Origin of the sequence: Pseudomonas sp. TNT3 (assembly GCF_010095445.2) — a bacterium.
Classification (GTDB): Bacteria; Pseudomonadota; Gammaproteobacteria; order Pseudomonadales; family Pseudomonadaceae; genus Aquipseudomonas.
On sequence record NZ_WFGV02000007.1, the window covers coordinates 139,982 to 166,786 of the forward strand.

21 protein-coding genes and 1 pseudogene are annotated in these 26,805 nt (G+C 60.4%); 9 read left to right on the forward strand and 13 right to left on the reverse strand.

All coding sequences use genetic code 11. From position 1 onward, the window contains the following. The first annotated feature begins 22 nt into the window (after positions 1-22). The 5 genes from GBC55_RS07045 to GBC55_RS07065 all read left to right on the forward strand — a co-directional run bounded on the left by GBC55_RS07045 (position 23) and on the right by GBC55_RS07065 (position 7,804). On the forward strand, positions 23-1,600 hold the full coding sequence (locus tag GBC55_RS07045) for an ABC transporter ATP-binding protein (RefSeq protein ID WP_162436556.1): 1,578 nt from the start codon (positions 23-25) through the stop codon (positions 1,598-1,600). Between the two features lie 145 nt (positions 1,601-1,745). Continuing rightward, positions 1,746-3,152 carry a sigma 54-interacting transcriptional regulator gene (locus GBC55_RS07050; protein ID WP_162436557.1) on the forward strand — a complete coding sequence of 469 codons (1,407 nt, stop codon included), beginning with the start codon at positions 1,746-1,748 and terminating at the stop codon, positions 3,150-3,152. A gap of 292 nt (positions 3,153-3,444) precedes the next feature. Further along, entirely contained in the window at positions 3,445-4,836 is a 1,392-nt protein-coding gene (locus tag GBC55_RS07055; protein WP_162436558.1) for a GntP family permease, read from the forward strand. Between the two features lie 7 nt (positions 4,837-4,843). Continuing rightward, a complete protein-coding gene (hbdH, locus tag GBC55_RS07060; RefSeq protein ID WP_162436559.1) occupies positions 4,844-5,617 on the forward strand; it encodes a 3-hydroxybutyrate dehydrogenase in 774 nt (257 codons plus the stop codon). Positions 5,618-5,845: 228 nt separating this feature from the next. Further along, positions 5,846-7,804, forward strand: a complete 1,959-nt coding sequence (locus GBC55_RS07065) for an acetoacetate--CoA ligase (protein ID WP_162436560.1) — start codon at positions 5,846-5,848, stop codon at positions 7,802-7,804. Positions 7,805-7,947: 143 nt separating this feature from the next. On the opposite strand, the gene GBC55_RS07070 is transcribed toward GBC55_RS07065, so the two are convergent. Continuing rightward, positions 7,948-9,057 carry a PilT/PilU family type 4a pilus ATPase gene (locus GBC55_RS07070; RefSeq protein ID WP_162436561.1) on the reverse strand — a complete coding sequence of 370 codons (1,110 nt, stop codon included), beginning with the start codon at positions 9,055-9,057 and terminating at the stop codon, positions 7,948-7,950. A gap of 116 nt (positions 9,058-9,173) precedes the next feature. On the opposite strand from GBC55_RS07070, the gene GBC55_RS07075 reads away from it, so the two are divergent. Both GBC55_RS07075 and GBC55_RS07080 read left to right on the forward strand, forming a co-directional pair. Continuing rightward, complete coding sequence (locus tag GBC55_RS07075) at positions 9,174-11,711, forward strand: PAS domain-containing protein (protein ID WP_162436562.1); 2,538 nt, start codon at positions 9,174-9,176, stop codon at positions 11,709-11,711. Between the two features lie 53 nt (positions 11,712-11,764). Beyond that, positions 11,765-12,040 (forward strand): peptidylprolyl isomerase, encoded by a 276-nt coding sequence (locus GBC55_RS07080; RefSeq protein WP_007898282.1) that lies wholly within the window; start codon positions 11,765-11,767, stop codon positions 12,038-12,040. Between the two features lie 259 nt (positions 12,041-12,299). On the opposite strand, the gene GBC55_RS07085 is transcribed toward GBC55_RS07080, so the two are convergent. From GBC55_RS07085 to GBC55_RS07130, 10 genes are all read right to left on the reverse strand, one after another. Continuing rightward, positions 12,300-13,217 carry a sugar kinase gene (locus GBC55_RS07085; protein ID WP_162436563.1) on the reverse strand — a complete coding sequence of 306 codons (918 nt, stop codon included), beginning with the start codon at positions 13,215-13,217 and terminating at the stop codon, positions 12,300-12,302. Between the two features lie 153 nt (positions 13,218-13,370). After that, entirely contained in the window at positions 13,371-14,588 is a 1,218-nt protein-coding gene (locus tag GBC55_RS07090; protein ID WP_162436564.1) for an amino acid deaminase, read from the reverse strand. Positions 14,589-14,628: 40 nt separating this feature from the next. After that, the gene (locus tag GBC55_RS07095; RefSeq protein ID WP_162436565.1) at positions 14,629-15,393 is read right to left on the reverse strand and encodes an IclR family transcriptional regulator; all 765 of its coding nucleotides are present in this window, start codon (positions 15,391-15,393) and stop codon (positions 14,629-14,631) included. A gap of 177 nt (positions 15,394-15,570) precedes the next feature. Next, a complete protein-coding gene (locus GBC55_RS07100; RefSeq protein ID WP_162436566.1) occupies positions 15,571-15,960 on the reverse strand; it encodes a RidA family protein in 390 nt (129 codons plus the stop codon). Positions 15,961-16,003: 43 nt separating this feature from the next. Further along, complete coding sequence (locus GBC55_RS07105) at positions 16,004-16,810, reverse strand: amino acid ABC transporter ATP-binding protein (protein ID WP_162436567.1); 807 nt, start codon at positions 16,808-16,810, stop codon at positions 16,004-16,006. After that, the gene (locus GBC55_RS07110; RefSeq protein WP_162436568.1) at positions 16,807-17,469 is read right to left on the reverse strand and encodes an amino acid ABC transporter permease; all 663 of its coding nucleotides are present in this window, start codon (positions 17,467-17,469) and stop codon (positions 16,807-16,809) included. The genes GBC55_RS07105 and GBC55_RS07110 overlap by 4 nt, the downstream gene beginning before the upstream one ends. 8 nt (positions 17,470-17,477) lie before the next feature. After that, positions 17,478-18,140 carry an amino acid ABC transporter permease gene (locus GBC55_RS07115; protein ID WP_162436569.1) on the reverse strand — a complete coding sequence of 221 codons (663 nt, stop codon included), beginning with the start codon at positions 18,138-18,140 and terminating at the stop codon, positions 17,478-17,480. A gap of 51 nt (positions 18,141-18,191) precedes the next feature. Further along, positions 18,192-19,040: a transporter substrate-binding domain-containing protein gene (locus GBC55_RS07120; RefSeq protein ID WP_162436570.1), complete on the reverse strand. Its 849-nt coding sequence runs from the start codon at positions 19,038-19,040 to the stop codon at positions 18,192-18,194. Between the two features lie 389 nt (positions 19,041-19,429). Continuing rightward, positions 19,430-20,989: a TerC family protein gene (locus GBC55_RS07125; protein ID WP_162436571.1), complete on the reverse strand. Its 1,560-nt coding sequence runs from the start codon at positions 20,987-20,989 to the stop codon at positions 19,430-19,432. Between the two features lie 380 nt (positions 20,990-21,369). After that, entirely contained in the window at positions 21,370-22,236 is an 867-nt protein-coding gene (locus GBC55_RS07130; protein ID WP_162436572.1) for a LysR substrate-binding domain-containing protein, read from the reverse strand. A gap of 165 nt (positions 22,237-22,401) precedes the next feature. Here GBC55_RS07130 and GBC55_RS07135 point away from each other — a divergent pair, with 165 nt between their 5' ends. Both GBC55_RS07135 and poxB read left to right on the forward strand, forming a co-directional pair. Further along, positions 22,402-23,940: an MFS transporter gene (locus GBC55_RS07135; protein ID WP_162436573.1), complete on the forward strand. Its 1,539-nt coding sequence runs from the start codon at positions 22,402-22,404 to the stop codon at positions 23,938-23,940. 77 nt (positions 23,941-24,017) lie between these two features. Then, the gene (gene poxB, locus GBC55_RS07140) at positions 24,018-25,742 is read left to right on the forward strand and encodes a ubiquinone-dependent pyruvate dehydrogenase (protein ID WP_162436574.1); all 1,725 of its coding nucleotides are present in this window, start codon (positions 24,018-24,020) and stop codon (positions 25,740-25,742) included. 193 nt (positions 25,743-25,935) lie between these two features. Here the strand turns inward: poxB and GBC55_RS07145 are convergent, their stop codons facing one another. Both GBC55_RS07145 and GBC55_RS07150 read right to left on the reverse strand, forming a co-directional pair. Beyond that, positions 25,936-26,580 (reverse strand): VWA domain-containing protein, encoded by a 645-nt coding sequence (locus GBC55_RS07145; protein ID WP_162436575.1) that lies wholly within the window; start codon positions 26,578-26,580, stop codon positions 25,936-25,938. 20 nt (positions 26,581-26,600) lie between these two features. After that, positions 26,601-26,805, reverse strand: a pseudogene (locus GBC55_RS07150) (magnesium chelatase); the annotation flags it as partial.

Genomic DNA, 26,805 nt, shown 5'->3' on the forward strand with positions numbered 1-26,805 from the left:
TCTTTAGAGACGAACTGTTGATATGAGTAACCTGATCGAAATCCGTGACCTCAGCGTGGCCTTCAGCGGGCAGACCGTGGTGCGCAATCTGAGCCTGGACATCCTCCCCGGCGAATGCCTGGCGTTGGTGGGTGAGTCGGGCTCCGGCAAATCGGTGACCGCGCATTCGATCCTGCAGCTGCTGCCCGAAACCGGCACTCAGTCCACCGGCAGCATCCGTTATCGCGGCAAGGAACTGCTCGGTGCCTCGTCTAAAGTGCTGCGTGAGCTGCGCGGAAACCGGATCGCGATGATTTTCCAAGAGCCGATGACCTCGCTGAACCCGCTGCACACCATCGAAAAACAGATCGGCGAAACCTTGCTGCTGCACAAAGGCCTCACCGGTAAACCGGCACAGGCGCGAACCCTTGAATTGCTGCACCTGGTGGGTATTCAAAAACCCAAGGAGCGCCTCAAAGCCTACCCGCATCAATTGTCCGGCGGCCAACGCCAGCGGGTGATGATCGCCATGGCCCTTGCCTGTGAACCGGAGCTGTTGATCGCCGATGAGCCGACCACGGCGCTGGACGTCACCGTGCAGCGCAAGATCCTGTTGCTGCTCAAATCGCTACAGCAACGCCTCGGCATGTCGCTGTTGCTGATCAGCCATGACCTTAATCTGGTGCGCAGCATCGCCCAGCGCGTGTGTGTGATGAAGGCCGGCGAAATCGTCGAGCAAGCGCCCTGCGAAACACTGTTTACCGAGCCGAAGCATCCTTACAGCTGCGTGCTGCTGAACGCCGAGCCGGAGGGCGAAGCACTAACTCGGGACGAGCGCGAGAATGTGCTGGAAGTGGACAACCTCAGCGTGAAGTTTGCTCTCGCTGGCGGGCTGTTCCAGCGAAAGACCTGGCTGCACGCGGTGGATGGCATCAGCCTGAATATTCAGCGCGGCAAGACCCTGGGTATTGTCGGCGAGTCCGGTTCCGGCAAGTCGACATTGGGCCAGGCGATCCTGCGCCTGCTCGATTCCGAAGGCAGCATTCGCTTTCAGGGCGAAGCGCTGGATGGCCTGACGCAAAAGCAGCTGCGGCCATGGCGCAAGAAAATGCAGGTGGTGTTCCAGGACCCCTATGGCAGCCTGAGCCCGCGCATGTCGGTGGCGCAGATCATCAGCGAAGGCCTCGAAGTGCATAGCCAATTGACGGCTGAGGAGTGCAAGGCCGAGGTGATACGGGCCCTTGAGGAAGTCGGTCTCGATCCGCAAAGTCGCGATCGCTATCCCCACGAGTTCTCGGGCGGTCAACGCCAACGCATCGCCATCGCCCGCGCACTGGTGCTGAAACCGGCGCTGATCCTGCTCGATGAGCCAACCTCGGCACTGGACCGCACGGTGCAAAAACAAGTGGTCGCCCTGCTCCGCCAGCTCCAGGAAAAACACGGGCTGACGTACCTGTTCATCAGCCATGACCTGGCGGTGGTGCGAGCGCTGGCCCATGACATGATCGTGATCAAGGATGGCAAGGTCGTTGAGCGTGGAGCGAGTCATGAGGTGTTTGAATCGCCGCAACATCCCTATACCAAGGAGCTGCTGGCGGCGGCGCATGTCGGGGCGACATGATTCGATGCAGGCTTGAAACCGCGTCGCGCCCATCGCGGGCAAGCTGTCTCCCACAGGGATTTTGCTGGCAACTCAAATCCCCTGTAGGAATGAGCCTGCTCGCGATGAGGCCCTAACTGGCGAAAATATTCAGGATCAATACCCCATGACCCCCACCGAAAGCCTCAAGGACTACCAACGCGTGCGCCTGCTGGCGATCCGTTCGTTGTTCGAGATCATCGAGCAATCCAGCGAAGGCACGGTCATTGTCGATCGCGACGCCAACATCGTCTGGATGAACGAACGTTATGCCCGGCGGTTTGGCCTGGAATCGGCGCAGGTGGCAATCGGCAAACCGTGCGAAAGCGTGATCCCCGGCAGCCTGTTGCGCGAGGTGGTGCGCACCGGCCGGCCAATACTGCTCGACATGCAGGACACCCCGAAAGAACCGCTGGTGGTCATGCGCCTACCGATTCATGACGACACCGGCGAGGTGATCGGCGCCATCGGTTTTGCGCTGTTCGACGAATTGCGCAGTCTGTCGCCGATGCTCAAGCGCTACATGAGCATGCAGGAAGAACTCGCGTCCACGCGTTCGCTATTGCGGGCCCGGCAAAGCAAGTACAACTTTGCCCATTTCATCGGCACCAGCGCCGCCAGTCTGGAAGTCAAACGCCGCGCCCGACGCAGTGCCAGCGCAGAGTCGCCGGTGTTGCTGCTCGGTGAAACCGGCACCGGCAAAGAGTTGCTCGCGCAGGCCATCCACGGCGCCTCCCCACGGGCGCACAGAGCGTTCGTCAGCATCAACAGCGCGGCGATCCCCGAGGCATTGCTGGAGGCCGAGTTTTTCGGCACAGCGCCCGGCGCATTTACCGGCGCCGACCGCAAAGGCCGTGTCGGCAAGTTGCAGCTCGCCCAGGGCGGTACGTTGTTTCTCGATGAAATCGGCGACATGCCGCTGCCCCTGCAAAGCAAACTCCTGCGCGTACTGCAGGAAAAGGAATTCGAGCCGGTGGGCTCAAACGAGATGATCCAGAGCGATGTACGCGTGATCGCTGCCACGTCCACGGACCTGGAAGCGGCGATCAAACGCGGTGAATTTCGCGCGGACTTGTATTACCGCCTCAACGTACTGCCCATTCAGGTCCCACCGCTGCGTAATCGCCTCGACGACCTGCCGGCGCTCAGCGAAGCGATCCTCGAAGAACTGCGCAGCCAGCACGAACTTAATGGCGAAGCGCTGGAGCTGTTGGGGCAACACGCCTGGCCGGGGAACATTCGTGAACTGCGCAACGTGTTGGAGCGCGCGGCGTTGCTCAGCGATGACCTGATCCTCGACGCGACAGAAATACGGGCGGCGATTGGCACGTTTACGCCGGTGGAGCGCGCGGCGGCGCTTAACCGGGAACTGACTCCCCGGGAGACGTTCAGCGAAGCTCGGGAGCGATCTGATCGGCAAGTGATTGAAGCCGCCCTCGCGCAATGTGGCGGAAAAGTTGTTGAAGCAGCCGCGCAATTGGGGCTGGGGCGGTCGACGCTGTACAAAAAGATGGTGGCGCTGGGGATTGCATAATCTCTATAACGAGACACCAATCTCCATTGGTAGATCAGGCCTCATCGCGGGCGAGCCCGCTCCCACAGGGAACGGCGTTAGCCCAGACAACTGGACCACTGTGGGAGCGGGCTTGCCCGCGATGAGGCCCATGATGGCAACGCATATCTCAAGAAAGAGACAAATAAACAAAAAACCCCACAATAAAAAAGAAATATCATTATTTATCAACACGTTACAACGATGGCACGAAACTCGCTAACACTCTCCGACCAAGCCTCACCCAAAAAAATAACAATCCAGGAGACACACCATGAGTGTGATCATCGCCTTGGCAGCCCTGGCGCTGCTGATGCTGGCTGCTTACCGTGGCTACAGCGTTATCCTCTTTGCCCCCATTGCCGCCCTCGGCGCCGTGCTGCTCACCGACCCGTCCGCCGTCGCGCCTGCCTTTACCGGCGTGTTCATGGAGAAAATGGTCGGATTCATCAAACTCTATTTCCCGGTGTTCCTGCTCGGCGCCGTCTTCGGCAAGCTGATCGAGTTGTCAGGCTTCTCGCGCTCCATTGTTGCAGCGGCGATCAGCCTGCTGGGGACGCGCCAGGCGATGCTGGTGATCGTGCTGGTCTGCGCGTTGCTGACCTACGGCGGCGTGTCATTGTTTGTGGTGGTGTTTGCCGTCTACCCGTTCGCGGCGGAGATGTTCCGCCAGAGCAATATTCCCAAACGCCTGATCCCGGCCACCATTGCCCTCGGCGCCTTCTCGTTCACCATGGACGCCCTGCCCGGCACACCGCAAATCCAGAACATCATCCCCAGCACCTTCTTCAACACCACTGCGTGGGCGGCCCCGTGGCTGGGTGTGATCGGCACGATCTTCGTGTTCTGCACCGGCATGCTGTTTCTGCAGCGCCAGCGCAACAAGGCCCAGCGTGCGGGCGAAGGCTATGGCACGGAACTGCGCAACGAACCGGAAACCGCTGAAGACATCAAGCTGCCCAATCCCTGGATCGCCCTGTCGCCGCTGCTGGCCGTGGGCATCATGAACCTGCTATTCACCCAGTGGATTCCGCAGTGGTACGGCAAGACCCACAGCCTCGCGCTGCCGGGAATGACCACGCCGGTGACGACCGAAATTGCCAAGCTCACCGCGATCTGGGCGGTTCAGGCCGCGCTGCTGATCGGCATCCTGATGGTGTTGGCGTTCGGCTTTACGGCCATTCGCAGCAAACTGGCCGAAGGCAGCAAGAGCGCGGTCAGTGGTGCATTGCTGGCGGCCATGAACACCGCATCGGAATACGGTTTCGGCGCGGTGATCGCGTCCCTGCCGGGCTTTCTGGTGTTGGCCGACTGGCTCAAGAACATCCCCAATCCATTGGTCAACGAAGCGATTACCGTTACGTTGCTGGCCGGCATCACCGGCTCCGCGTCCGGTGGCATGAGCATCGCCCTGGCGGCGATGTCCGAGCAGTTCATCAGTGCCGCCCACGCCGCCAACATCCCTCTGGAAGTGCTGCACCGGGTGGCCGCCATGGCCAGTGGCGGCATGGACACCCTGCCGCACAACGGCGCGGTGATCACCCTGCTGGCCGTCACCGGCCTGACGCACCGTGAAGCTTACAAAGACATTTTCTGTATTACGCTGATCAAGACCCTGGCGGTTTTTGTGGTGATCGGTACTTTCTACGCCACTGGCATTGTGTGAGGTATTCATGACGACTCTTTCGGGCAAGACCGCACTGGTCACCGGTTCCACCAGCGGCATTGGCCTGGGCATCGCCCTGAGCCTGGCCAAGGCGGGTGCCAACGTGGTTCTCAACGGGTTTGGTGATGCGTCCAAGGTCATCGCAGAGGTACAGCAGTTCGGCAGCAAAGTCGGTCATCACCCTGCCGACGTCAGCGACCCGGCACAGATTGCCGAGATGTTCGCCTACGCCGAGCGTGAATTCGGCGGCGTCGACATTCTGGTGAATAACGCCGGCATTCAGCACGTGGCGGCGGTGGAAGATTTCCCGGTGGAACGCTGGGACGCGATCATCGCGATCAACCTGTCATCGGTATTCCACAGCACCCGCCTGGGCCTGCCGCACATGCGCGCGCAGAACTGGGGCCGAATCATCAACATCGCCTCGGTGCACGGCCAGGTCGGTTCAACCGGCAAGGCCGCGTACGTTGCCGCCAAGCATGGGGTGATCGGCCTGACCAAAGTCGTCGGCCTGGAAACCGCCACGACCCACGTTACCTGTAACGCCATCTGCCCGGGCTGGGTCCTGACGCCGCTGGTACAGAAGCAGATCGATGATCGCGCGGCCAAAGGGATCGACCCGCAGCAGGCGCAGCATGATTTGCTGGCCGAAAAGCAGCCTTCGCTGGAGTTCGTTACGCCTTCGCAACTGGGTGAACTGGTGCTGTTCCTGTGCAGCGAAGCGGGCAGCCAGGTGCGTGGCGCGGCCTGGAACATTGATGGCGGCTGGTTGGCGCAGTAACCCCGCCCAGTTCAGTGGCAAAGGCGCTTTTGTGGCGAGGGAGTTTACTCCCGCTGGGTGGCGCAGCCGCCCAAAAAAATGGTCGCGACACCTGTTTTTACGACTGCTGCGCAGCCGAGCGGGAGTAAACTCCCTCGCCACAAAAGCGTCCTCGCCACACGAAGCGTCTTTAGTTGCGCAGTAACGTCATCCACTGCCTGAACAGACATAAGAACAAGAGGCCCAGCCATGTCCGACATCCTCTGGCAACCCGACGCCAAGCGCATCGCCAAGACTCGCATGGAGGCCTTTCGGCGCTTCATCGCGCAACGACACCACCTGCACATCGACGACTACCCCGCCCTGCATCAATGGTCCATCGATCAGCGCGAAGACTTCTGGCAAGCCATCGTCGACTTTTTCGACATCCGCTTTCACGACCAGCCCGACGCGGTACTGCAGGAAGGCCCACAGATGCCCAGCGCTCAGTGGTTTCCGGGCGCCACCTTGAATTTTGCAGATCACCTGCTGCGCCGCCGCGACGATGCGGTGGCGGTGATCGCCATTGCTGAAAACGGCCAGCGCGAACAGCTGACCTGGGCCGAACTGGCCGAACACGTCGCAGGTTTTCAGAACAGCCTGAAGGCTGCCGGTGTCGGCGTCGGTGACCGGGTAGCCGCGTGCATGCCGAATACCTGGCAAACCCTGGTGGCGATGCTCGGTACGACCAGCCTGGGCGCCATCTGGTCCTGCTCATCGCCGGATTTCGGCACCCAAGGGGTGATCGACCGTTTTGGTCAGATCGAACCGAAAGTCCTGGTGACCTGCGCCGGTTACCGCTATGCCGGCAAAGAAATCGACCAGACCGCCAAGATCAACGAAGTCATCGAACGACTGCCGTCCCTGCAGGAATTGATCGTTGTGCCTTATGCGCGATCACAGGCCCATGCCAGGGATTTCCACACCCCCGCCAATGTCACCCTGTGGGACGATTTTTATGAAGCCGGCGGCGAGCCGGATTTCGTCCCAGTGCCCTTCGCGCACCCGCTGTACATCCTCTACTCCAGTGGCACCACCGGCGTGCCCAAATGCATCATCCACAGCACCGGTGGCGTGCTGCTGCAACACGTCAAGGAACACGGGTTGCACGCCGATCTCGGCGCCGGTGACCGACTGTTCTACTACACCACCTGCGGCTGGATGATGTGGAACTGGCTGGTCTCGGCCCTGGCGGTCGGCAGCGCAGTGGTGCTGTATGACGGCTCGCCGTTTCACCCGGAGCCCGAGCGTTTGATCGACATGATCGATGACGAGCGCATCAGCGTGTTCGGCACCAGCCCGAAGTTTCTCGCGACCCTGGAAAACAGTGGCATCAAACCCCGGCAAACCCATGACCTGAACAGCCTGAAAACCCTGCTCTGCACGGGCTCCGCGCTGTCGCCCCAGAGCTACGACTTCGTCTACCGCGACATCAAGCCAGACCTGTGCCTGGCCTCGATGTCAGGCGGCACCGACATCGTTTCGTGCTTCGTCATCGGCAATCCGCTGCTGCCGGTTCGCCGTGGCGAAATGCAGGGCAAGAGCTTGGGCATGGCCATCGAAGTCTGGAACGACGACGGCCAACCGGTCATTGGCGAAAAAGGCGAACTGGTCTGCACGCGACACTTCCCGGCGATGCCCATCGGGTTGTGGAATGATCATGACGGCGAAAAACTCCGGGCGTCGTACTTCACCCAGTTCCCCGGCGTCTGGGCCCAGGGTGATTACGCCGAAGAACTGCACCACGGCGGGATGATGATTCACGGACGCTCGGACGCCGTGCTCAACCCCGGCGGCGTGCGCATCGGTACGGCGGAGATCTATCGTCAGGTGGAGAAAGTCACGCAGGTCATCGACAGCGTGGCCATTGGTCAGCAATGGCAGGACGATGTGCGTGTGGTGCTGTTCGTGAAACTGTGTGACGGCGTCGAACTGGACGAAGGGCTTGAGCAGCAGATTCGCCAGGTCATTCGCGCCAACACCACACCCCGGCATGTGCCGGCAAAGATTCTCGCGGTTACGGACATCCCCCGAACCATCAGCGGCAAAGTGGTCGAGCTGGCCGTGAGGAATGTGGTGCATGGGCAGAAGGTGAAAAACACCGACGCACTGGCCAATCCCGAGGCACTGGAACAATTTCGCAACCGCGCTGAACTCCTGAACTCCTGAACTGAAACACATTGGCCCCTGTAGGAGCTTCCGCAGGCTCGGGCCGCGTTCGGACGATCTTCTGATCTGTTTTTAAAGAACAAGATCAAAAGATCGTCCGAACGCGGCCCGAGCCTGCGGCAGCTCCTACAGGGGGATATGTATCAGTCCATCAGTCCCCATTCGCCTGTGACTGGCGGTGAGCCGGGCGACGCCTCACTGTGCAACTTCAAGCGTAAGCGCAAATTATTCACCGAATCCGCATGTTTCAACGCTTGCGCTTCATCAATCGCTCCCTCGGCGACCAACTTGAACAGCGCGCCATCAAAGGTCTGCATGCCCACATTCGCTGACTTCTCCATGATCCCCTTGAGCTCATCAAACTCATGGCGCCGTATCAAATCCGCAATCGTCGGCGTGCCCAGCATCACCTCCACCGCCGCCCGGCGCTGACCATCGCGGGTGCGTACCAGACGCTGCGAAACGAACGCCTTGAGGTTATTGCCCAGGTCGTGCAGCAGTTGGGTTCGGCGTTCGTCGGGGAAGAAGTTGATGATGCGATCCAGCGCCTGATTGGCGTTGTGCGCGTGCAACGTGGAAATCACCAGATGGCCGGTATCAGCAAACGCCAGCGCATGCTCCATGGTCTCGCGGTCGCGAATTTCGCCGATCAACACCACATCAGGTGCCTGGCGCAGAGTGTTTTTCAACGCGGCATGAAAACTGCGCGTATCGACGCCCACCTCACGCTGATTGATGATCGACCGCTTGTGCCGATGGATGTATTCGACCGGGTCTTCAATGGTGATGATATGGCCACTGCTGTGGCGGTTGCGGTAGTCGATCAACGCCGCGAGCGAGGTCGACTTGCCACAGTCGGTCGCACCGACGAACAGCATCAGGCCTTGTTTCAGCATCACCGTTTCGAGCAGCACCGGCGGCAGCTTAAGGTCTTCGAAACGTGGAATGTCGAGCTTGATGTTGCGCGCCACAATGGACACATCGTTGCGCTGCTTGAAAATGTTGACCCGAAAGCGCCCGATACCCGGCAAGGAAATCGCCAGGTTCATCTCCAATTCCCGATCGAACTCCAGGCGCTGCTCGGCGTCCATGATGGAGGCGGCAATGGCCGCGACTTCCCCCGGTTTGAATGGCTGGTCGGTCAGGACTTTGAGCGTCCCATCAAACCGGGCGCTCGGTGGCGCGCCAGTAGACAGATAAAGGTCGGAACCATTCTGTTGAGCCAATAGCGTTAACAGTGCATCGATTTCCATGGCACATTGCACCCGCGAAGCAATCGAGTAAAAAAAATGACCTCAATCGGGTCATCCAGCGTCTACCGCCTAGGATAGTAGACGCCGCCTCAGCGATTTTAGTGCAGGATTTTTTGATGAACGCATCACCCATCGGCAGCGATGCCCAGGCTTTGATTGCCCGATTGGACTGGACCCGCAGCCCGCTGGGCCCCGCCAGCACCTGGCCGCAGAGCCTGAGAACCGCCGTGGACATCGTGATTCACTCGCCGATGCCCATGCTGCTGCTGTGGGGATCGCAGTTGACGCAGATCTACAATGACGGCTTTGCCCTGTTGGCCGGTAGCAAACACCCGCAGGGTTTCGGACAGCCTACCCACCAGATATGGCCAGAACTTAGAGATTTTACCGACCCGATTTACAGCGCCGTCCTACAAGGACAAGTGCGCACCTACAGCGAGCAGCGCTTCACGTTGCAGCGTGGCGACGGTGAATCCGAATTCTGGCTGGATCTGACCTACAGCCCCATTCGCGATGAAAACGCCCAGGTCGCAGGCATTCTGATCACCGCCATTGAAACCAACGAACGCCGGCGCATCGCCCTGGAACTCGAACAACGTTCCGCCGCCAGCCTCAAAGCCCAGCGCGAAACCGAGGAACGCCTGCAGCTTGCCCTCGCGGCGACCGATGCGGTAGGTACCTGGGACTGGAACATCAATGACGACCAATTCATCGCCGACACCCACTTTGCCCAACTGCACGGGGTCGACCCGCTACTCGCCAGCCAGTTGCCGATCAGCGCGTACCTTCAGGGCGTGCATCCCGAAGACCGCGCCATGGTCACTCGCAGCATCAAGCACGCCATCACCCACGGCACTGAATACGCCGAGGAATATCGCCTGCTGCAGCCTGACGGCCAGGTGCGCTGGGTGTTCGCCCGCGGGCGTTGCTACAAGGACCATCATGGCCGACCGATCCGCTTCCTGGGTGCCGCACTCGACCTGACCGAACGCAAACACACCGAACAGGCGCTGCGCCAGAGCCAGACCGAACTGCAGCTGATCATCAACGCGATGCCGATCCTGATCAGTTACGTTGACAGCGAAGAGCGCTTCCGCCTCAATAACGCCGCCTACCTCGACTGGTACGGTCGCACGCCTCAGGAACTGTACGGCCGCACCATCCGCGAAGTGATAGGGGACGAAGCCTACGCCCTGCGCGCCAAGCACATCGCCAAGGCATTGAACGGCAAGACCTGTCGCTTCAGCATCAAGACCCGACACCGCGACGGCAGCAGCCGCCACGCGTTGATGAACTACCTGCCGCGTCACGGGCCGGACGGCGCCGTGAATGGCTTCTATATTTTCGTGATCGATGAAACCGAGCGTAAAAAGACCGAAGACGCGCTGCTCAACCTCAACGAAACCCTGGAAGAACGTGTCGCCGCGCGAACCCAGCAGCTTGCGGAAGCCAACGAGCGGCTGCAAAACGAGATGATCGAGCGTGAACGCGCCGAGGACGCCTTACGCCATGCGCAGAAGATGGAAGCGGTTGGCCAGCTCACCGGTGGCATTGCCCATGACTTCAACAACATGCTCACCGGCATCATCGGCAGCCTCGACCTGATGCAGCGCTACATCGCAGATGGACGCGCCGCCGAGATCGGCCGTTTTACCGAAGCTGCCGTGTCCTCCGCCAACCGCGCCGCCGCCCTGACCCATCGTCTGCTGGCGTTTTCCCGACGGCAGTCGCTGGACCGCAAGCCGTTGAACGCCAACGACCTGATCCACTCCCTGGAAGACCTGCTCAGCCGTACCAAGGGCGACCATATCGAGCTCAGACTGCGACTGGTCGACAACGTGTGGCCCGTCAGCACCGACGTCAGCCAGCTGGAAAATGCCCTGCTCAACCTGGTGATCAACGCACGGGACGCGATGCCCGACGGCGGTGAGCTGCTGATTGAAACCGCTAACGTTTACCTCGACGACAGCGACATCATCACCCTGGAACCGGTCAAGGCCGGTGACTACTTGATGATTGCCGTCAGTGATAACGGCACTGGCATGACGCCGTCCATTCTGGCGAAAGCGTTCGATCCGTTCTTCACCACCAAACCCATCGGTCAGGGCACGGGACTCGGGTTGTCGATGATTTATGGTTTTGCCCAGCAGTCCGGCGGCCATGTCCACCTCAACAGCGTGCCCGATCAGGGCACCTGTGTACGCCTGTACTTGCCGCGTTTGCGAGTCACCGCGCCGGAAAACACGTTGCTACCCTTCACAGGCGAGGCCCCGGCGGCCATTGCTGGCGAAACCGTGGTGCTGGTCGAAGACGACCCGGCGGTGCGCATGCTGGTGCTCGACCTGCTCCGGGAGCTGGGTTATCACATCCATGAAGCGGAAAATGCGCAAGCTGCCCTGCCGCTGCTGGAGTCCGATCTACGCGTGGATCTGCTGGTGACCGACGTGGGGTTGCCGGGCATGAATGGTCGGCAACTGGCGGAAATCGCGCGCCAGCACCGGCCCGATCTTAAAGTGCTGTTCATGACCGGTTATGCGGAGAAAGCCGCCGAGCGCCAAGGCTTCCTTGAGCAAGGGATGGACATGGTGGCCAAGCCTTTTTCCATTGACCTGCTGGCCAGCAAGATTCGCACGATGATCGGCCAACACGAGTGAGTTAAGGCATAATCGCCGCCCCGCTGTCAGCACCGTTGCAAGGTACCTGCCCCATGAAAGCTCAAGCCCGCCATATTCTGGTGAAAACCTCGGAGGAAGCCGAGCAGCTCAAACAACGCATCGCCAAGGGTGAAGCGTTTGATGTGCTGGCCAAGAAGTACTCCACCTGCCCGTCTGGCAAGCGCGGCGGCGACCTGGGTGAAGTGCGGCCCGGGCAGATGGTCGGGGTGATCGATGCGGTGATCTTCAAAAAGCCGCTGCGGGTGGTGCATGGGCCGATCAAGAGCAAATTCGGGTATCACCTGGTGCAGGTGTTTTACCGGGATTGACGGGTTGGCTTAAGGGCCCCATCGCCAGCAGGCTGGCTCCCACAATGGATTTTCAGCGCCCACAAACCCTGGGGAAGCCAGCTCACAATGGATCTTCAGTGCCCGCACACCAATGTGGGAGTCAGCTCCTACAATGCATCTTCAGTGCCCACACCCCCTTGTGGGAGCCAGCTCCTACAATGCATCTTCAGTACCCACAAACCCTTGTGGGAGCCAGCCTGCTGGCGATCCGTTGGCGCAGCCAGCGGCCATCCTCCACTTACCTGGGAATCAACGCCCCCGGCACCTGAATCACCCGACTCGCCAAATGATGCCCGGCCTCGGCGGCTTCCTCCGGGCTGCCGCCCTTGAGCCGGCTCGCCAGATACGCAGCACTGAATGAATCCCCCGCTGCCGTGGTGTCCACCACCCGTTCGACCCTCTGCGCCGGCACTTCAAACGACTCCCCACCACAGCGAATCAAACACGCCTCGGCGCCACGCTTGAGCACGATCTCTGGTGTTCCGATCTGCTCATAGGCAGCAAACACCGCCTCGCAATCAGAAAAATGAAACAGCGCCTGCTCGTCATCGACGGTCAGCAGCGCCATGTCCACGTGCGGCAACACGCTGCGATAGGCCGCCCGCGCCTCCTCCACCGAGGCCCACAATCGCGGTCGATAGTTGTTGTCGAAGACAATCCGAGCGCCCCGCTGTCGGGCTTCGATCAGCGTTTCCAGCAACTTTTCCCGGCCATGCGCGCCAAGCACCGCCAAGGTGATACCGCTGAAATACAGCACGTCATAACCCGGCAACGCCGCGAGGATCGGTGCGGCTGCCGGGGTGGTGAAGCAATCGCGGACGGCGGCTTCGTTGCGCCAGTAGAGAAAGCGCCGCTCGCCTGCGGCATCCGTCTGGATGCAGTAAAGGCCGGGCAAGCGGCCGGGCAAGCGCTGGACCATGCCCAGCCCGATGTTTTCGTCGGCCCAGGTGCGGCACATGGCGTCGCTGAAACTGTCATCGCCCAGTGCGGTGACGTAATCCACCGAACCGCCTGCACCAAGTGCCCGGGACAGGTAAACCGCCGTGTTCAAGGTGTCGCCGCCGAAGCTTTGTTGCAGGCTGCCGTCGGCGCGTTGTTGCAGTTCGATCATGCATTCGCCGATCAGGGCGATGCGTGGGGTGTTGGGGGTGGTCATTGTTGTTCTCTGATGATTCGAGGGTGTCCGGCTGGACGCCATCGCGAGCAGGCTCCCTCCCACAGGGATTCGTGTCGTACACAAATGTTGTGGTCACTGAAGATCACTGTGGGAGTGAGCCTGCTCGCGATGGCCGCACCTCGGTTTCAAACCTTAAAAACAGGTTTCCATGGTCTCGATGACATTCAACTGCTCATCCACCAGACACCCCACACGCCACTTGTCGAACGTCAGGCAAGGATGCGAAGTACCGAAGGAAATGATGTCACCCACCCGCAAATCGACCCCCGGCGCCACGGTCATGAACGCATGCTGGTCCATCACGGCCGTCACCTTGCAGGCACCCACATCGTCGCCTACTGCTGGCACGACACCGGCCTTGTAACGCAGCAATGGCACCGGCAAACCGGCGTCATAAGCCACGTCGCGTTTGCCCAGGGCAATTACCGCAAACCCTGGCTCAGGCAACGATTGAACATGCGCCCAGATTTCCAGCGCCGGACGCAATCCTTCATGCAGATCACTGCGCCGGTCGAGCACGCAGCATTGCGCTTCTTTGTAGATGCCATGGTCATGCGCCACGTAGCTTCCGGGGCGCAGAACGCTGAGGAAGCGTCCGCCGGCATTCTGTGCTTCGAAGGATTCGGCGATCAGGTCATACCAGGCCGAACCTGATGCGGTAATGATCGGTTTGGCAATGGCGAAGGCCCCGCTGTTCTGCAACTGCACCGCCAGCCGCACGAGTGAAGCGGCAAACTCGCGGATACCCGTCACCGCGTGATCGCCATGAATCACACCTTCGTAACCCTCGATGCCGGTCAGCGCCAGGGACGGTTGCGCCGCGATGGCTTTGGCCAGTGAGACCACTTCCTCTTCCGTACGGCAACCGCACCGCCCGCCGACCACGCCGTACTCGATCATCACGTTCAACCGCACTCCGCGCGAAGCGAAGTACGCCCCCAGGTCGGCGACGTTATCCGGGTGATCGACCATGCAATGGAATTCAAAACCGGAGTCCGCCAGCAGGTCGGCAATCAGCGCCATGTTCGGCGTTCCGACCAGTTGGTTCGCCATCAACACCCGACGCACGCCATGGGCATACGCCGCACGGGTTTGCGTGGCGCTGGCCAGGGTGATGCCCCAGGCGCCGGCGTCCAGTTGGCGACGAAACAGTGCCGGCGTCATGCTGGTTTTCCCATGAGGCGCGAGCTCGGCGCCGCTGTCGCTGACGAAGGCCTGCATCCAGCGGATGTTGTGCTCCAGCGCTTCACGGTGCAGTACCAGGGCCGGCAGGCTGACGTCGCGCACCAGGTTGGCGCCCGTATGGGCGAAGCCCTTTTCCACGGCGGCAGTACGTTGGGCAATAGACATGGTCGAACTCCTTACTTTTCGCGGCTGCAGGCAGCCGCTGTTATTCGTTGATGCGACGGGCCAGGCTGTTGGCGCTGTCGATCAGCACCTGACGATAGTCGTTGTAATTGTTTTTGGCATCGGCTCGGGGAGCGACGATGCACAGGGTCGCAATTGCCACGCCACTGGGGTCTTTGACCGGGGCGGCGAAGCAATGGGTAAAGGTGTCGGCAACGCTGTCGAAAGAGAAGAAACCGTCGATGTCGGCCTGACGAATTTCCTTGAGAAACTGCTCCAGTGGCAGGCGTTCGCCGTCGGGCAGAATGAAGTCGTCATGGTCGATCAGGTCGACGATTTCCTGATCGCTCAGGTGCGCCAACAACAGGCGCCCGGAGGCGGTCCACGGGATCGGCGCGTTTTCTCCGATATCGGAGGAAATACGGAAATGCCGCTCGCCCTCCTTCATCAAGGCAACCGTGTACTTACGCCCGTTAAGCAGGCACATCTGCGCAGTTTCACGGGTCTGGGTGACGATTTCCTGCAAGGCGTGATCGGCTTCGCGGGTCAGGTCGAAATGGCGCAGGTGCGCCTGCCCGAGGAAGTACAGCTGTCGGCCCAGGTACACGTGACCGTCCTTGCCAACGAGCTCGAGAATCCGCCGTTCGAGCAAGGATGCGACCAGTTCGTAGACCGTGGATTTAGGGCTGCCGATACCGCTGGCGATCTCGTTCGGACGCAGGGGTTTGCCGACTTCCTTGAGGAAATCGAGGATATCGAACGCCCGATCCAGACCGCGAGCCCGGCGTTTGATGGTGTCTTCGGTCATGTCAGTGATTCCCATAAAAGTGCCGGGAGTTTAACCAAACTGTTGTGGTGACTGTCAGGCCGCCATCGCTGGCAAGCCAGCTCCCACAGGTATGTGTCGAACACAGAGTGTACGTCCGACCTAAACCCTGGGGGAGCTGGCTTGCCAGCGATGGGGACTTCAGGACCACCAACAATCTCAGGCCTTTTTCTTGTACGCGATGCAGTCGATCTCGACCTTGCAATCGACCATCATGTTCGCCTGCACGCAGGCCCGGGCCGGGGCATGCTCGGGCTTGAAGTACTCGGAGAAGACCTTGTTGAAACTCGTGAAATCCCGAGGGTCCTCCAGCCATACGCCGGCACGCACCACGTCCTCCAGGCCATAACCGGCCTCTTCGAGAATTGCGATCAGGTTCTTCATCGTCTGGTGGGTCTGCTCGACAATGCCGCCCGACATGATCTCACCGTCCACCGCCGGCACCTGCCCCGAAACGTGCAGCCAGCCATCGGCTTCAACGGCGCGGGCGAAAGGGCGAGGCTGACCGCCAGCGGCGGTGCTACCGGTGCCGTAACGAGTAATGCTCATGAGTGTTTCTCCTGATTTGAAAGTGAAGATGTTTGGGTAAACATCAAAAACGCGTGTTCTTGAGAAATTCCGCCAGTCGCGGCGATTGCGGGCGTTCGAACAATTCCTTGGGCGGCCCCTGCTCTTCGATTCGCCCCTGATTCATGAAAACGATCTTGTCCGACACCTCGAACGCAAAGCGCATTTCGTGGGTCACCAGCAGCATGGTCATGCCTTCATCGGCCAGCCCCTTGATCACGTTCAACACTTCGCCCACCAGCTCCGGGTCGAGGGCCGAGGTGACTTCGTCGAACAGCATCAGGCTCGGGTTCATCGCAATCGCCCGGGCAATCGCGACGCGCTGCTGCTGGCCGCCGGACAGTTGACCGGGAAAGTGGTCGCGACGCTCCAGCAGGCCGACCCGCTCCAGCCATTTCTCCGCCAGGGCCACCGCTTCATCCTTGTGCAGCTTCTTGACCTTGAGCAAACCGAGGGTGACGTTCTGCAGCGCGGTGAGGTGCGGAAAAAGGTTGAACTGCTGGAATGCCATCCCGGTCATCGCCCGATGCCGCGCGATGGTTTTTTCCGGGTGCCGCACGCGCTTGCCGTTGACCTCGTCATAACCGATGGACTCACCGTCGAGCACGATCTGCCCACCCTGGAATTCTTCGAGCATGTTCACGCAGCGCAGCAGTGTGGTCTTGCCCGAGCCACTGGAGCCGATCAGCGTCACGACGTTGCCACGCTGCATGCTAAGGTCGACGCCCTTGAGCACTTCGAGCTTGCCGTATTGCTTATGCAGCCCACGAATATCCAGCAGTGGCTGACCGCTCTGAGGATTGACGTTGTTTGCGTTTGAGATCTGAGTCATGGCAAGGCCACCCGCTTTTCAATGTGCCGGCCGAGTAACTCGATGCCGTAGTTGATGACGAAAAACAGAAATCCGGCGAACAGATAAAACTCCAGGGTCATGAACGTGCGGGCGATGATCTGCTGCGTACTGAGCAGCAATTCCGCCACGCCGATCACCGATAACAGGGTCGAGGCCTTGACGATTTCGGTGGACGAATTGACCCAGGTCGGCAGGATCTGCCGCAACGCCTGGGGCAGCAGCACATAGCCGAGGGATTGGTAAAACGTCAGGCCAATGGCCTTGCTCGCTTCCATCTGCCCGCTCGGCAATGCTTGCAGCGCACCGCGCACGATCTCGGCGACATGGGAGCCACAAAACAGCGTCAGCCCCAGGGCTCCGGCCTGAAACGCACTGATTTGCCAGCCCAGCACCGGCGCCATGTAGAAGCAGGCCAGGACCAGCACAAACACCGGTGTACCGCGAATGATGTCGACGTAAAAACGGAACGGTGCACGCATCCAGAACTTGCCGTAGGTCAGCACCAACCCGGTGACGATGCCGACCAGCGTGCCCAACAAAATGGCCAGCGCCGAAACCTGCACACTGGTCAGAAAGCCCTGCCACAGGGCTTCCCGCGCCACCCATAACTCATGCAACCAACTGGGAGATTCGTACATGAGGCCTCCTATCGGCGAATCGCCAGACGCTGCTCGAGGTAACGCAGCATCATGGCAATGAGATAACAGGCCGCTACATAGAGCGCAGTGGTGACCATCCAGGTTTCAATCACCCGGTAGCTCTCGACATTGATCTTGCGCGCGTAATAGGTCAGCTCCGGCACCGCAATCGCGGCCGCCAGCGAGGTGTCCTTGAACAGCGAAATGAAGTTGTTCGACAGGGCTGGCAGCACATTGCGCAGCATCACCGGCACGGTGACGTAGGCCTTGACCTGCCACTCGCCCAAACCGATCGCCAACCCCGCTTCGCGCTGGCCCTTGGGAATGCTCAACAGTCCGCCACGGAACACTTCGGTCAGGTAGGCCCCGGCATACAACGACAGGGTGATGATGAACGACGGAATCTTGTCCAGACGAATGCCCAGGCTTGGCAACGCGAAATAGATCAACAGAATCAACACCAGAATCGGCGTATTGCGGATCACCGTCACATACACCGACGCCATCACCCGCAGCGCCCGGTGCCTGGACAGCAAGGCAAACGCCATCATCAGACCGATCACACAACCGATGGCGATCGACACCAGCGCCAGCTCAAGCCCCAGACCGAGCCCTGCCAGCAAGGTGTCGAAATCGCGCCACACGGCGGCAAAGTTCAACTGATAGTTCATGGTCGGCAGTACCTTGAGCGGGGCGCTGTTGGGCGCCCCACTCTCACGAGGTCATTTGAATTCGACGGGGAAACCGATGGCTGGGGTAGGCAGATCCACACCGAACCACTGCTTGAACGACGCCGCGTAAGCCGGGAACTCAACGCCAGTCATGGCTTCATGCAAGGTGGTGTTAACGAAGTTCAGCCAGTCCTGATCGCCGCGTTTGACCGCACAGGCGTAGGTTTGCGGGCTCCAGGCGTAGGCCGGGCTGCGATAGCGACCCTGGTTTTGCACCATCAGGTATTTAACCGACGATTGATCGGTCGCCGCCGCGTCGGCACGGCCGGAGTTCACCGCCTGGTACATCAGGTCCACGCTGTCGTACTGGTCGACCTTGGCCTTGGGTAACGCCTGATGCACCAACTCTTCGGCGTACACGTTCTGCAGCACCGCCACAGTCACACTGTCGCCCGCGGCGTTCAGGTCTTCGATTTCCTTGTACTTGCTGTTGGCCGGCAGCAGCAGCCCCACACCTTCGCGGTAGTACGGCAGGGTGAACGCCACCTGCTGGGCACGGCTGGCGGTGACGGTAATGAACTGGCAACTGATGTCGACCTTGTCGGTCAGCAGATTGGGAATCCGCGCATCGGACGATTGCACTACGTACTCAACCTTGCTCGGGTCGTTAAACAGACCCTTGGCGATCATGTGCCCGATGTCGATATCGAAACCCTGCAATTTGCCATCCGCTCCCTGGAAGTGCCACGGCGCATTGGTACTGCCCGTACCCACAATGAGCTTTCCGCGGGCCAGCACGCTATCGAGCTTACCGTCCGCCGCCTGGGCCACACCCACGGCAGCAGCCGAAGCTACAAACAGAAAAACACACGCTTTAAACAAGGAAGGTCGGCGATGCATGGCAAGCACTCCAGGGTGTTGTTTATTCCGCTATAGCGGATAGTGGTTTGTAACAGCGGAATAGACAGCAGAAAGTGTGCCACAGGTTGTGACGGGAATGTTGAGGAGAATCGAAAGTGTTTTGAATCAGAGGGATGCAAGAAAACGCGAAAACCGGTGTTACGAAAGGCACAGGGCACAAGCGCTACCGTTAGCTACGGCAGGCGGGTATGAGGTTCACAATCGGTGCGCCGATGCCCATGTGTGCGACATGGGCTGAGTTTTCAGCTCTCGGGGAGATTGCCATCGCGAGCAGGCTCACTCCTACAAGAGACCGAGCCGCATTGGCGAGCGCAGTCCAGGGTGGGAGTGAGCCTGCTCGCGATGAGGCCCTGAGAATCGGCGAATGACTACGAGCCGACAGGCACCAGCAACACTCGCGTCACCCGTCGCTCTTCGACCGCCATGACGGTCATCCGCCAGCCTTCCCACTCATGGCTGTCCCCGATCATCGGCAGCCGGTCGAGCACGCTCACCACCAAACCGGCCAGGGTCTGATAATCCTCGGTCGGTTCCGCGGCGAAACCGGTTCGTTGCCGTACGCGCATCAGGTTCAGCGCGCCGCTGACCATGAACCCGCCCTGTTCCTCAACCACATCCGGGCCTTCGATTTCGCTGGCATCGGGCAACTCGCCGGCAATGGACTCAAGAATGTCGGTCATGGTCAGCACACCCACGAAGTCGCCGAATTCATTGACCACAAACGCGATGTGCGTCGAGGCTTTGCGCATCTGTTCCAGGGCATTGAGGATCGAATAACTTTCCAGCAAGTTGATGGCCTTGCGCGCCAGATGCTCAAGGTCGGGCTCGTTGCCGGCCAGGTACTCTTTCAACAGCTCCTTCTTGTGCACGAAGCCCAGCGGCTCATCGACCGCACCATCGCGGATCAGCGGCAAACGCGAGTAGGACGAATGCATCAGCCGCGTGCGAATTGCGCTGGCGTCTTCAGACAAGTCGATATGATCAACGTCGGCGCGCACGGTCATCAGGCTGCGAATCGGGCGTTCGGCCAGTTGCAATACGCCACTGATCATCACCCGCTCACGTCGGTCGAACAGCACTTCACTCGGCGCCTCGCCGTTGTCCAGGAGGTCGGCAATCTCGTCATCGACCTCTTCAGCCGCCAGCCTGCGGCCACCGAGCAAACGCATCACCGCATGTGCCGTGCGTTCGCGCATTGGACGTACGCCCTGCATCGAGCGTTTACGACGCGCCCGGGCGATCTGGTTGAACACCTCGATCAGGATCGAGAAACCGATTGCCGCATACAGGTAACCCTTGGGTATGTGGAAACCCAGGCCTTCAGCGGTCAGCGCGAAGCCGATCATCATCAAGAAGCCCAGGCACAGCATGATCACTGTCGGGTGCGCGTTGACGAAACGGGTCAGCGGTTTACTGGCGACAATCATCAGGCCGATGGAAATGATCACGGCGATCATCATCACTGCCAGCTCATCGACCATGCCCACGGCGGTGATCACTGCGTCCAGGGAAAACACCGCATCGAGCACCACAATCTGCGCCACGATCGGCCAGAACAGCGCATAAGCTGCGTTGGTCGAGCGTTCGCCGACATGGCCTTCGAGTCGCTCGTGCAATTCCATGGTGGCCTTGAACAGCAGGAACACACCACCGAACAGCATGATCAGGTCACGTCCGGAGAAGCTCTTATCGAACACTTCGAACAACGGCTGCGTGAGGGTGACGAGCCAGGAAATACTCGCCAGCAGGCCCAGGCGCATCAACAACGCCAGCGACAAGCCAATGAGACGTGCCCGATCCCGCTGCTCCGGCGGCAGTTTGTCCGCCAGAATGGCGATAAACACCAGGTTGTCGATGCCGAGCACCAGCTCCAGCACGATCAACGTCAATAAGCCCAGCCACGCGGTAGGGTCAGCAATCCATTCCATAAAAACGTCTCGATCTCTTCAGTGAATTCAGAATGCCGGACACGGCAAGGCACGGCGCAGGGGCCGTGGAGTGGCAATGAAAAAGGCGTTCTGAAGTCGGAAGACCGGATGTTTCGCGTGCATCAGGACCGCGCGGTTGCGCGTGGGGAAAGGGTAACTGGGAGGCTCCGAAACGGTGTTCATGCAAATCCTGAAAGGAAAAAGGTCTTGAAGCGTACAGGCGAAAGTCTCTTTTCCTACAGCCTGGAATTATTACAAAATCTGTAGAACCTCGGGATAGTTGCTGTTCGGGTGGCCGCCATCGCGGGCAAGCCCGCTCCCACACTGGATGTGTGCCGTTTCGCAATCCGCCTGTTGGAGAGAGCCTGCTCCCGAAGCTTTTAGCGTTGTTTAACCAGTTCGATATACCTGACCACCGCCGCCGACTTCTCGAACCGCCGATACACCAGCGACAACCACGAACTCGCCTCACAGCCCTTGATCGACCGATACACCACACCCGGCAACCCGACATGCCCGACCACCGACTCCGGCACCACTGCCACGCCCTGTCCCAAGGACACCAGGGCCAGCACCGCCACCAGCCCGCCCGGTTGAGCCCCCAATCTGGGCGCAAACCCGCCAGCGGCGGCAACTTGCAAGGTGCCGCTGATCTGTTCCGGAAGAATGAACGTCTCGCCCTGCAGGTGTTCCGGGCCGATCTCCGTCAGTCGCGATAGCCATGATTCGCTCGGCAGTGCCAATACGAATCCCTCAGCGTCAAGACGGATCGCTTCCAGGCCTTCAGGCAATGTCATGGGTGAACGCACGTAACCGATATCGAATCGACCCTCGTCCACCATCGCCGGCAATGATGCCATCGCGTGTTCACGCACGTTCACGCTGACGTCGGGGCATGCACGGCTGAAGGCCTGCACTTGTTTCTGCAGCAGGCCCGAGTACACCGCCGAAGCCACGTAGGCGAGTTCGATATGACCAATTTCCCCTCGTCCCGCGCGCTGGGCATTTTGCTGGGCGAATTCAAACTGCCGCACCGTCGCTTCGGCTTCGATCACCAGAGCCGCGCCAGCCTCGGTCAGGCTGATTTCACGGGTTTGCCGCACGAACAAACGTGTACCGAGTTCGTTCTCCATGTCCTGGATCTGTCGCGTCAGGGTCGGCGGCGCGATACCCAGTTGCTCGGCGGCGCGAGTGAAGTTGCCTTGCCGGGCAACGGCCAGAAAATAGCGGAAGTGCCGTATGTCCATGAATGCATTAGCTCAAAGGTAATGAAGTCCAGGGGCCTGGCTAACAAAGTCCTTGGTGGGTCACGATAAGCTCATCGGGCAATCACAGTAAAGAGCCCGAATCATGCCCACTAAGCTTCGTAATTATTCCGAAACCTGCGACCTTGCCCAAAAGGCAATCCCGTCATGAGCCGCGTGAGTCCGCGCCTGACGTTATTGACGGCCTCAGGCGTTTGTTCGCTGATTGTCCTCGACACCAACATTGTCGCCGTGACGCTGCCCACTATCGCCAGAGACCTGGGCGCGAATTTCGCGGACATCGAATGGGTCGTCAGCGCCTACATGTTGGCCTTTGCCGCGCTGTTATTGCCGGCGGGCAGTATTGCCGACCGCTTCGGGCGCAAGAAAACCCTGCTCTGGGGCCTGAGCATTTTCATCCTGGCGTCGATCGGCTGCGGGGCGGCGCCGAACGCGTTATTCCTGGACATCGCACGGGCCATCAAAGGTGTCGGCGCGGCGCTGCTGTTGACCTCGGCCCTGGCCTCCATCGGCCACGCTTTCCACGATGAGGTGGAGCGAGCCAAGGCGTGGGCGTTCTGGGGTGCGTGCATGGGCGTGGCGATGACGGCCGCCCCCACCCTGGGTGGCGTGATCACCGAATACATCGGCTGGCGGTGGATTTTCTACCTGAACCTGCCCGTGGGTCTGTTACTGATGGTGATGGTCTGGCGCGCGATTCCCGAGTCTCGGGACACCCAGTCGGCGCGCCTCGATCCTTGGGGCAGCCTGGCGTTCAGTGCCAGTCTGGCGTGCCTGATCTGGGGCCTGATCGAGGCCAACCGGATCGGCTGGAGCAACCCGCTGACTTACGCAAGACTCGTCGGGGGCGCGCTACTGTTAGGTGCGTTCATCGTGATCGAACGGATGCAGCAGCGCCCCATGGTCGACCTGCAATTGTTCAGGCATCCACGCTTCATCGGCGCGTTGCTGGGCATGTTTGCCTACGCCGGATGTGCCCAGGTGATGATGACCTTGCTGCCGTTCTACCTGCAAAACGGCCTCGGCTTTTCCGCGATTGCCTCGGGATTGGGGATGTTGCCGTTTGCCGTGACCATGCTGATCTGCCCGAAGATTGGCGCCCGACTGGCGACGCGGTTTGCGCCGGCAACCTTGATGGCGACAGGACTGGCACTGGTCGGCAGCGGCAACCTGCTCAGTGCCTGGGCCGTCTCCAGCGGGGGCTACCTGCCCTTTGCCCTGGCGATCGCCGTCACGGGGGCCGGCGCGGGTTTGCTCAATGGCGACACGCAGAAAAACATCATGGCCTGCGTGCCTCGGGAACGCACCGGCATGGCGTCGGGCATGAGCACCACCATGCGTTTCAGCGCCATCGTGCTGGCCATCGGTGTGTACGGCGCCTTGCTGTCGAGCCATACCGAAGCCTTGCTGCGCGGCCAACTGGCGACACAGGGTGGGCAATGGCTCGATCAGACGCAGGGCATTGCATCTCGCGTGGTGGCCGGTGACATGACGGCGGCCATGAGCTTGTTGCCTGATGTTGCCCGCGCGGCAGTCGAGCCTATGGCGCGGCAGGCGTTCGTCGGTGGCTTCAGTTTGTTGCTGCTGGTCGCCGGTTTGCTGGCACTGCTGGGAGCCCTGGTGGTGGGCACGTTGATGCGCAATCCAATTCCGGTGCCGACTCGCGTGTCCATGAGCCTGGAATAAACAAGGGAGTCATGGCCTGCGTTGAGTTGTCCTCTCTAAACCCTGAAGACAACTCATTGATCACTGGAGCCCTTCCCATGGCGAAAATCACCATTGCCCAGCAACTGGCCACCACCCTTGAACAGGCCGGCGTCAAACGCATCTGGGGCCTGACGGGCGACAGCCTCAACGGCCTGACCGACGCCCTGCGCACCATGGACAGCATCGAGTGGATGCATGTGCGCCATGAAGAAGTCGCCGCGTTTGCTGCCGGCGCGGAAGCAGCGGTGACCGGGGAACTGGCGGTGTGCGCGGGCAGTTGCGGACCGGGCAATTTGCATTTGATCAACGGGCTGTTCGATTGCCACAGGAACCATGTGCCGGTGCTGGCGATTGCTGCGCAGATTCCGTCTTCGGAAGTCGGCCTGAATTACTTTCAGGAAACCCATCCTCAGGAATTGTTCAAGGAATGCAGCCATTTCGTCGAGTTGGTGAGCAGCCCGGCCCAGATGCCGCATGTGCTGCACCGGGCCATGCGCAGTGCAATTCTCAATCGTGGTGTGGCGGTAGTGGTGATTCCCGGTGACGTCGCCCTGCAGGAAGTCGAAGACAACCTCAAGCCCTGGCCAGCCCTCGCCAAACCGCGCACCTTGCCAGCGCCTCACGACCTCGATCGACTGGTCGAGTTGTTGAGCCAGGGCAAAGCCGTGACACTGATGTGCGGTGCCGGTTGCGCAGGCGCACATGATCAGGTGGTGGCACTGGCCGACGCCCTTGGCGCGCCGGTGGTTCACGCATTGCGCGGCAAGGAACATGTCGAGTGGGACAACCCGTTCGATGTCGGCATGACCGGTTTGATCGGCTTCAGCTCCGGATATCACGCGATGCTCAACTGCGACACGCTGGTGATGCTCGGTACCGACTTCCCCTATCGCCAGTTTTACCCGACCGACGCCACCATCATTCAGATCGATCATGACCCGCAAGCCCTTGGTCGCCGCACCGCGCTGGATCTCGGAATCGCCGCAGACGTTGGCGAAACCCTGGCGGCGCTGCTTCCGCGCTTGCCGTATCGAGCGGACCGGAGCTTTCTGGAGTCCTCGCTCAAGCATTACGAAAAAGCGCGCCAGGGCCTTGATGACCTGGCGCAACCTTCAGCACCAGGTCGCCCGATTCATCCGCAATACCTCACGCGCCTGCTCAGCGAGCTGGCCGAAGACGATGCGATCTTCACGGCCGACGTCGGCACCCCGACGGTGTGGGCCGCCCGTTATCTGAAAATGAACGGCAAGCGGCGCCTGCTCGGTTCGTTCAATCACGGATCGATGGCCAACGCCATGCCTCAAGCCATCGGCGCGCAGGCAGCGTTCCCTGATCGCCAGGTGATTTCCCTGTCGGGCGACGGTGGTTTCAGCATGTTGATGGGGGATTTCATTTCCCTGGCGCAGTTGAAGCTGCCGGTGAAAATCATCGTCTACGACAACGCGTCACTGGGCTTCGTCGCCATGGAAATGAAGTCCAGCGGGCTATTGGATACCGGCACTGATCTGCACAACCCGGACTTTGCGGCGATGGCCAATGCGATGGGCATTCTGGGGATTCGTGTCGAGGAGTCAGAGGATCTGGAACAGGCGTTGCGCCGGGCGCTGGCGCATGACGGGCCGGTATTGGTGGATGTGGTGACCGCCACCCAGGAATTGGCGATGCCCCCCACCATCAAGCTGGAACAGGCCAAGGGGTTCAGTTTGTACATGCTCAAAGCGGTGATGAGCGGGCGTGGGGATGAGGTGATCGAGTTGGCGCGGACCAACCTGTTTCGCTGATAACCAAGCCTCGCCATGTCGCGGGCAAGGCTTGTTGTTACATCGGTCCTTTGAAAACACACATCCTGTAGGAGCTGCCGAAGGCTGCGATCTTTTGACCTTCATCTTTTTTCACACAGAAGAAGATCAAGATCAAAAAATCGCAGCCTTCGGCAGTTCCTACGATAGATTGCTCGCGAAAAAAAGAGCTAACTCAACCCGAAATCAGTTCATCGATATGCCGGTATTGCGCTTGCAGCTCCGCCGCCAGCAACTTCGCCCGTCCCAACCGAATCGGCCCTCGCTCGATATCGATCAGCACCCCCGGGCATGCCAGCGTCGGCAACATCGACCACGCCTTCAAGCGTCCATCGGTCAGCACCAATACCCGTTGTTGCTCAGCCGGAAAACGCTTTTGCCGAGCGATCAGCCAACGCCCCGCTTCACCCAGTGCCGCCAGCAATGGCGTTCCTCCTCCGGCACCTAACCCATCCAGCCAGGTACGCAGACCGCTCGACGCTTTCAACCCTTGCACCTGCCAATTCGGCACCGCACCACTGGCGGTCAGCAACGCCAACCGCGCACGCTGGCGATAGGCGTCATCAAACAGCTGGGCCAGCAGACCTTTGGCATCGCTTAAGGCCTGATGGCGACGCGTCGAAGCCGAGGCATCGACGATCACCAGCCACAGCTCATGGGGCGACCGGGTGCGCAGGTGGAACAGGACGTCCTCACGATGACGCGGACGGCCATTGAGTAACGTGCCGGGCCAATTGATCGAACCACTGCGTGCCGCATGACGTTTGCCCTGCTTGCCGTTATCGAGCCGTCCGGCACGGGGTCTGGCATTCGCCCCCACGTCCGATCGAGGGCGAATGCCTAAGGCTTTTTTGGCCAGCTCGGCACTTCACGTCGGGCGCCGACCGGCAGCGCCTGAGCAGGCATTTCACCCCATTGACCCTGGCCTTCGCTCGGCTGCGTGTTCTCGCCGGAGGGTGGCTGGCTGTGTTGCGGGGCCGGTGGGGTGTGCTCACGACGGCGATGGCGCAAGGCGAATTCGGCAACGGCGTCGATATCCTCCTCG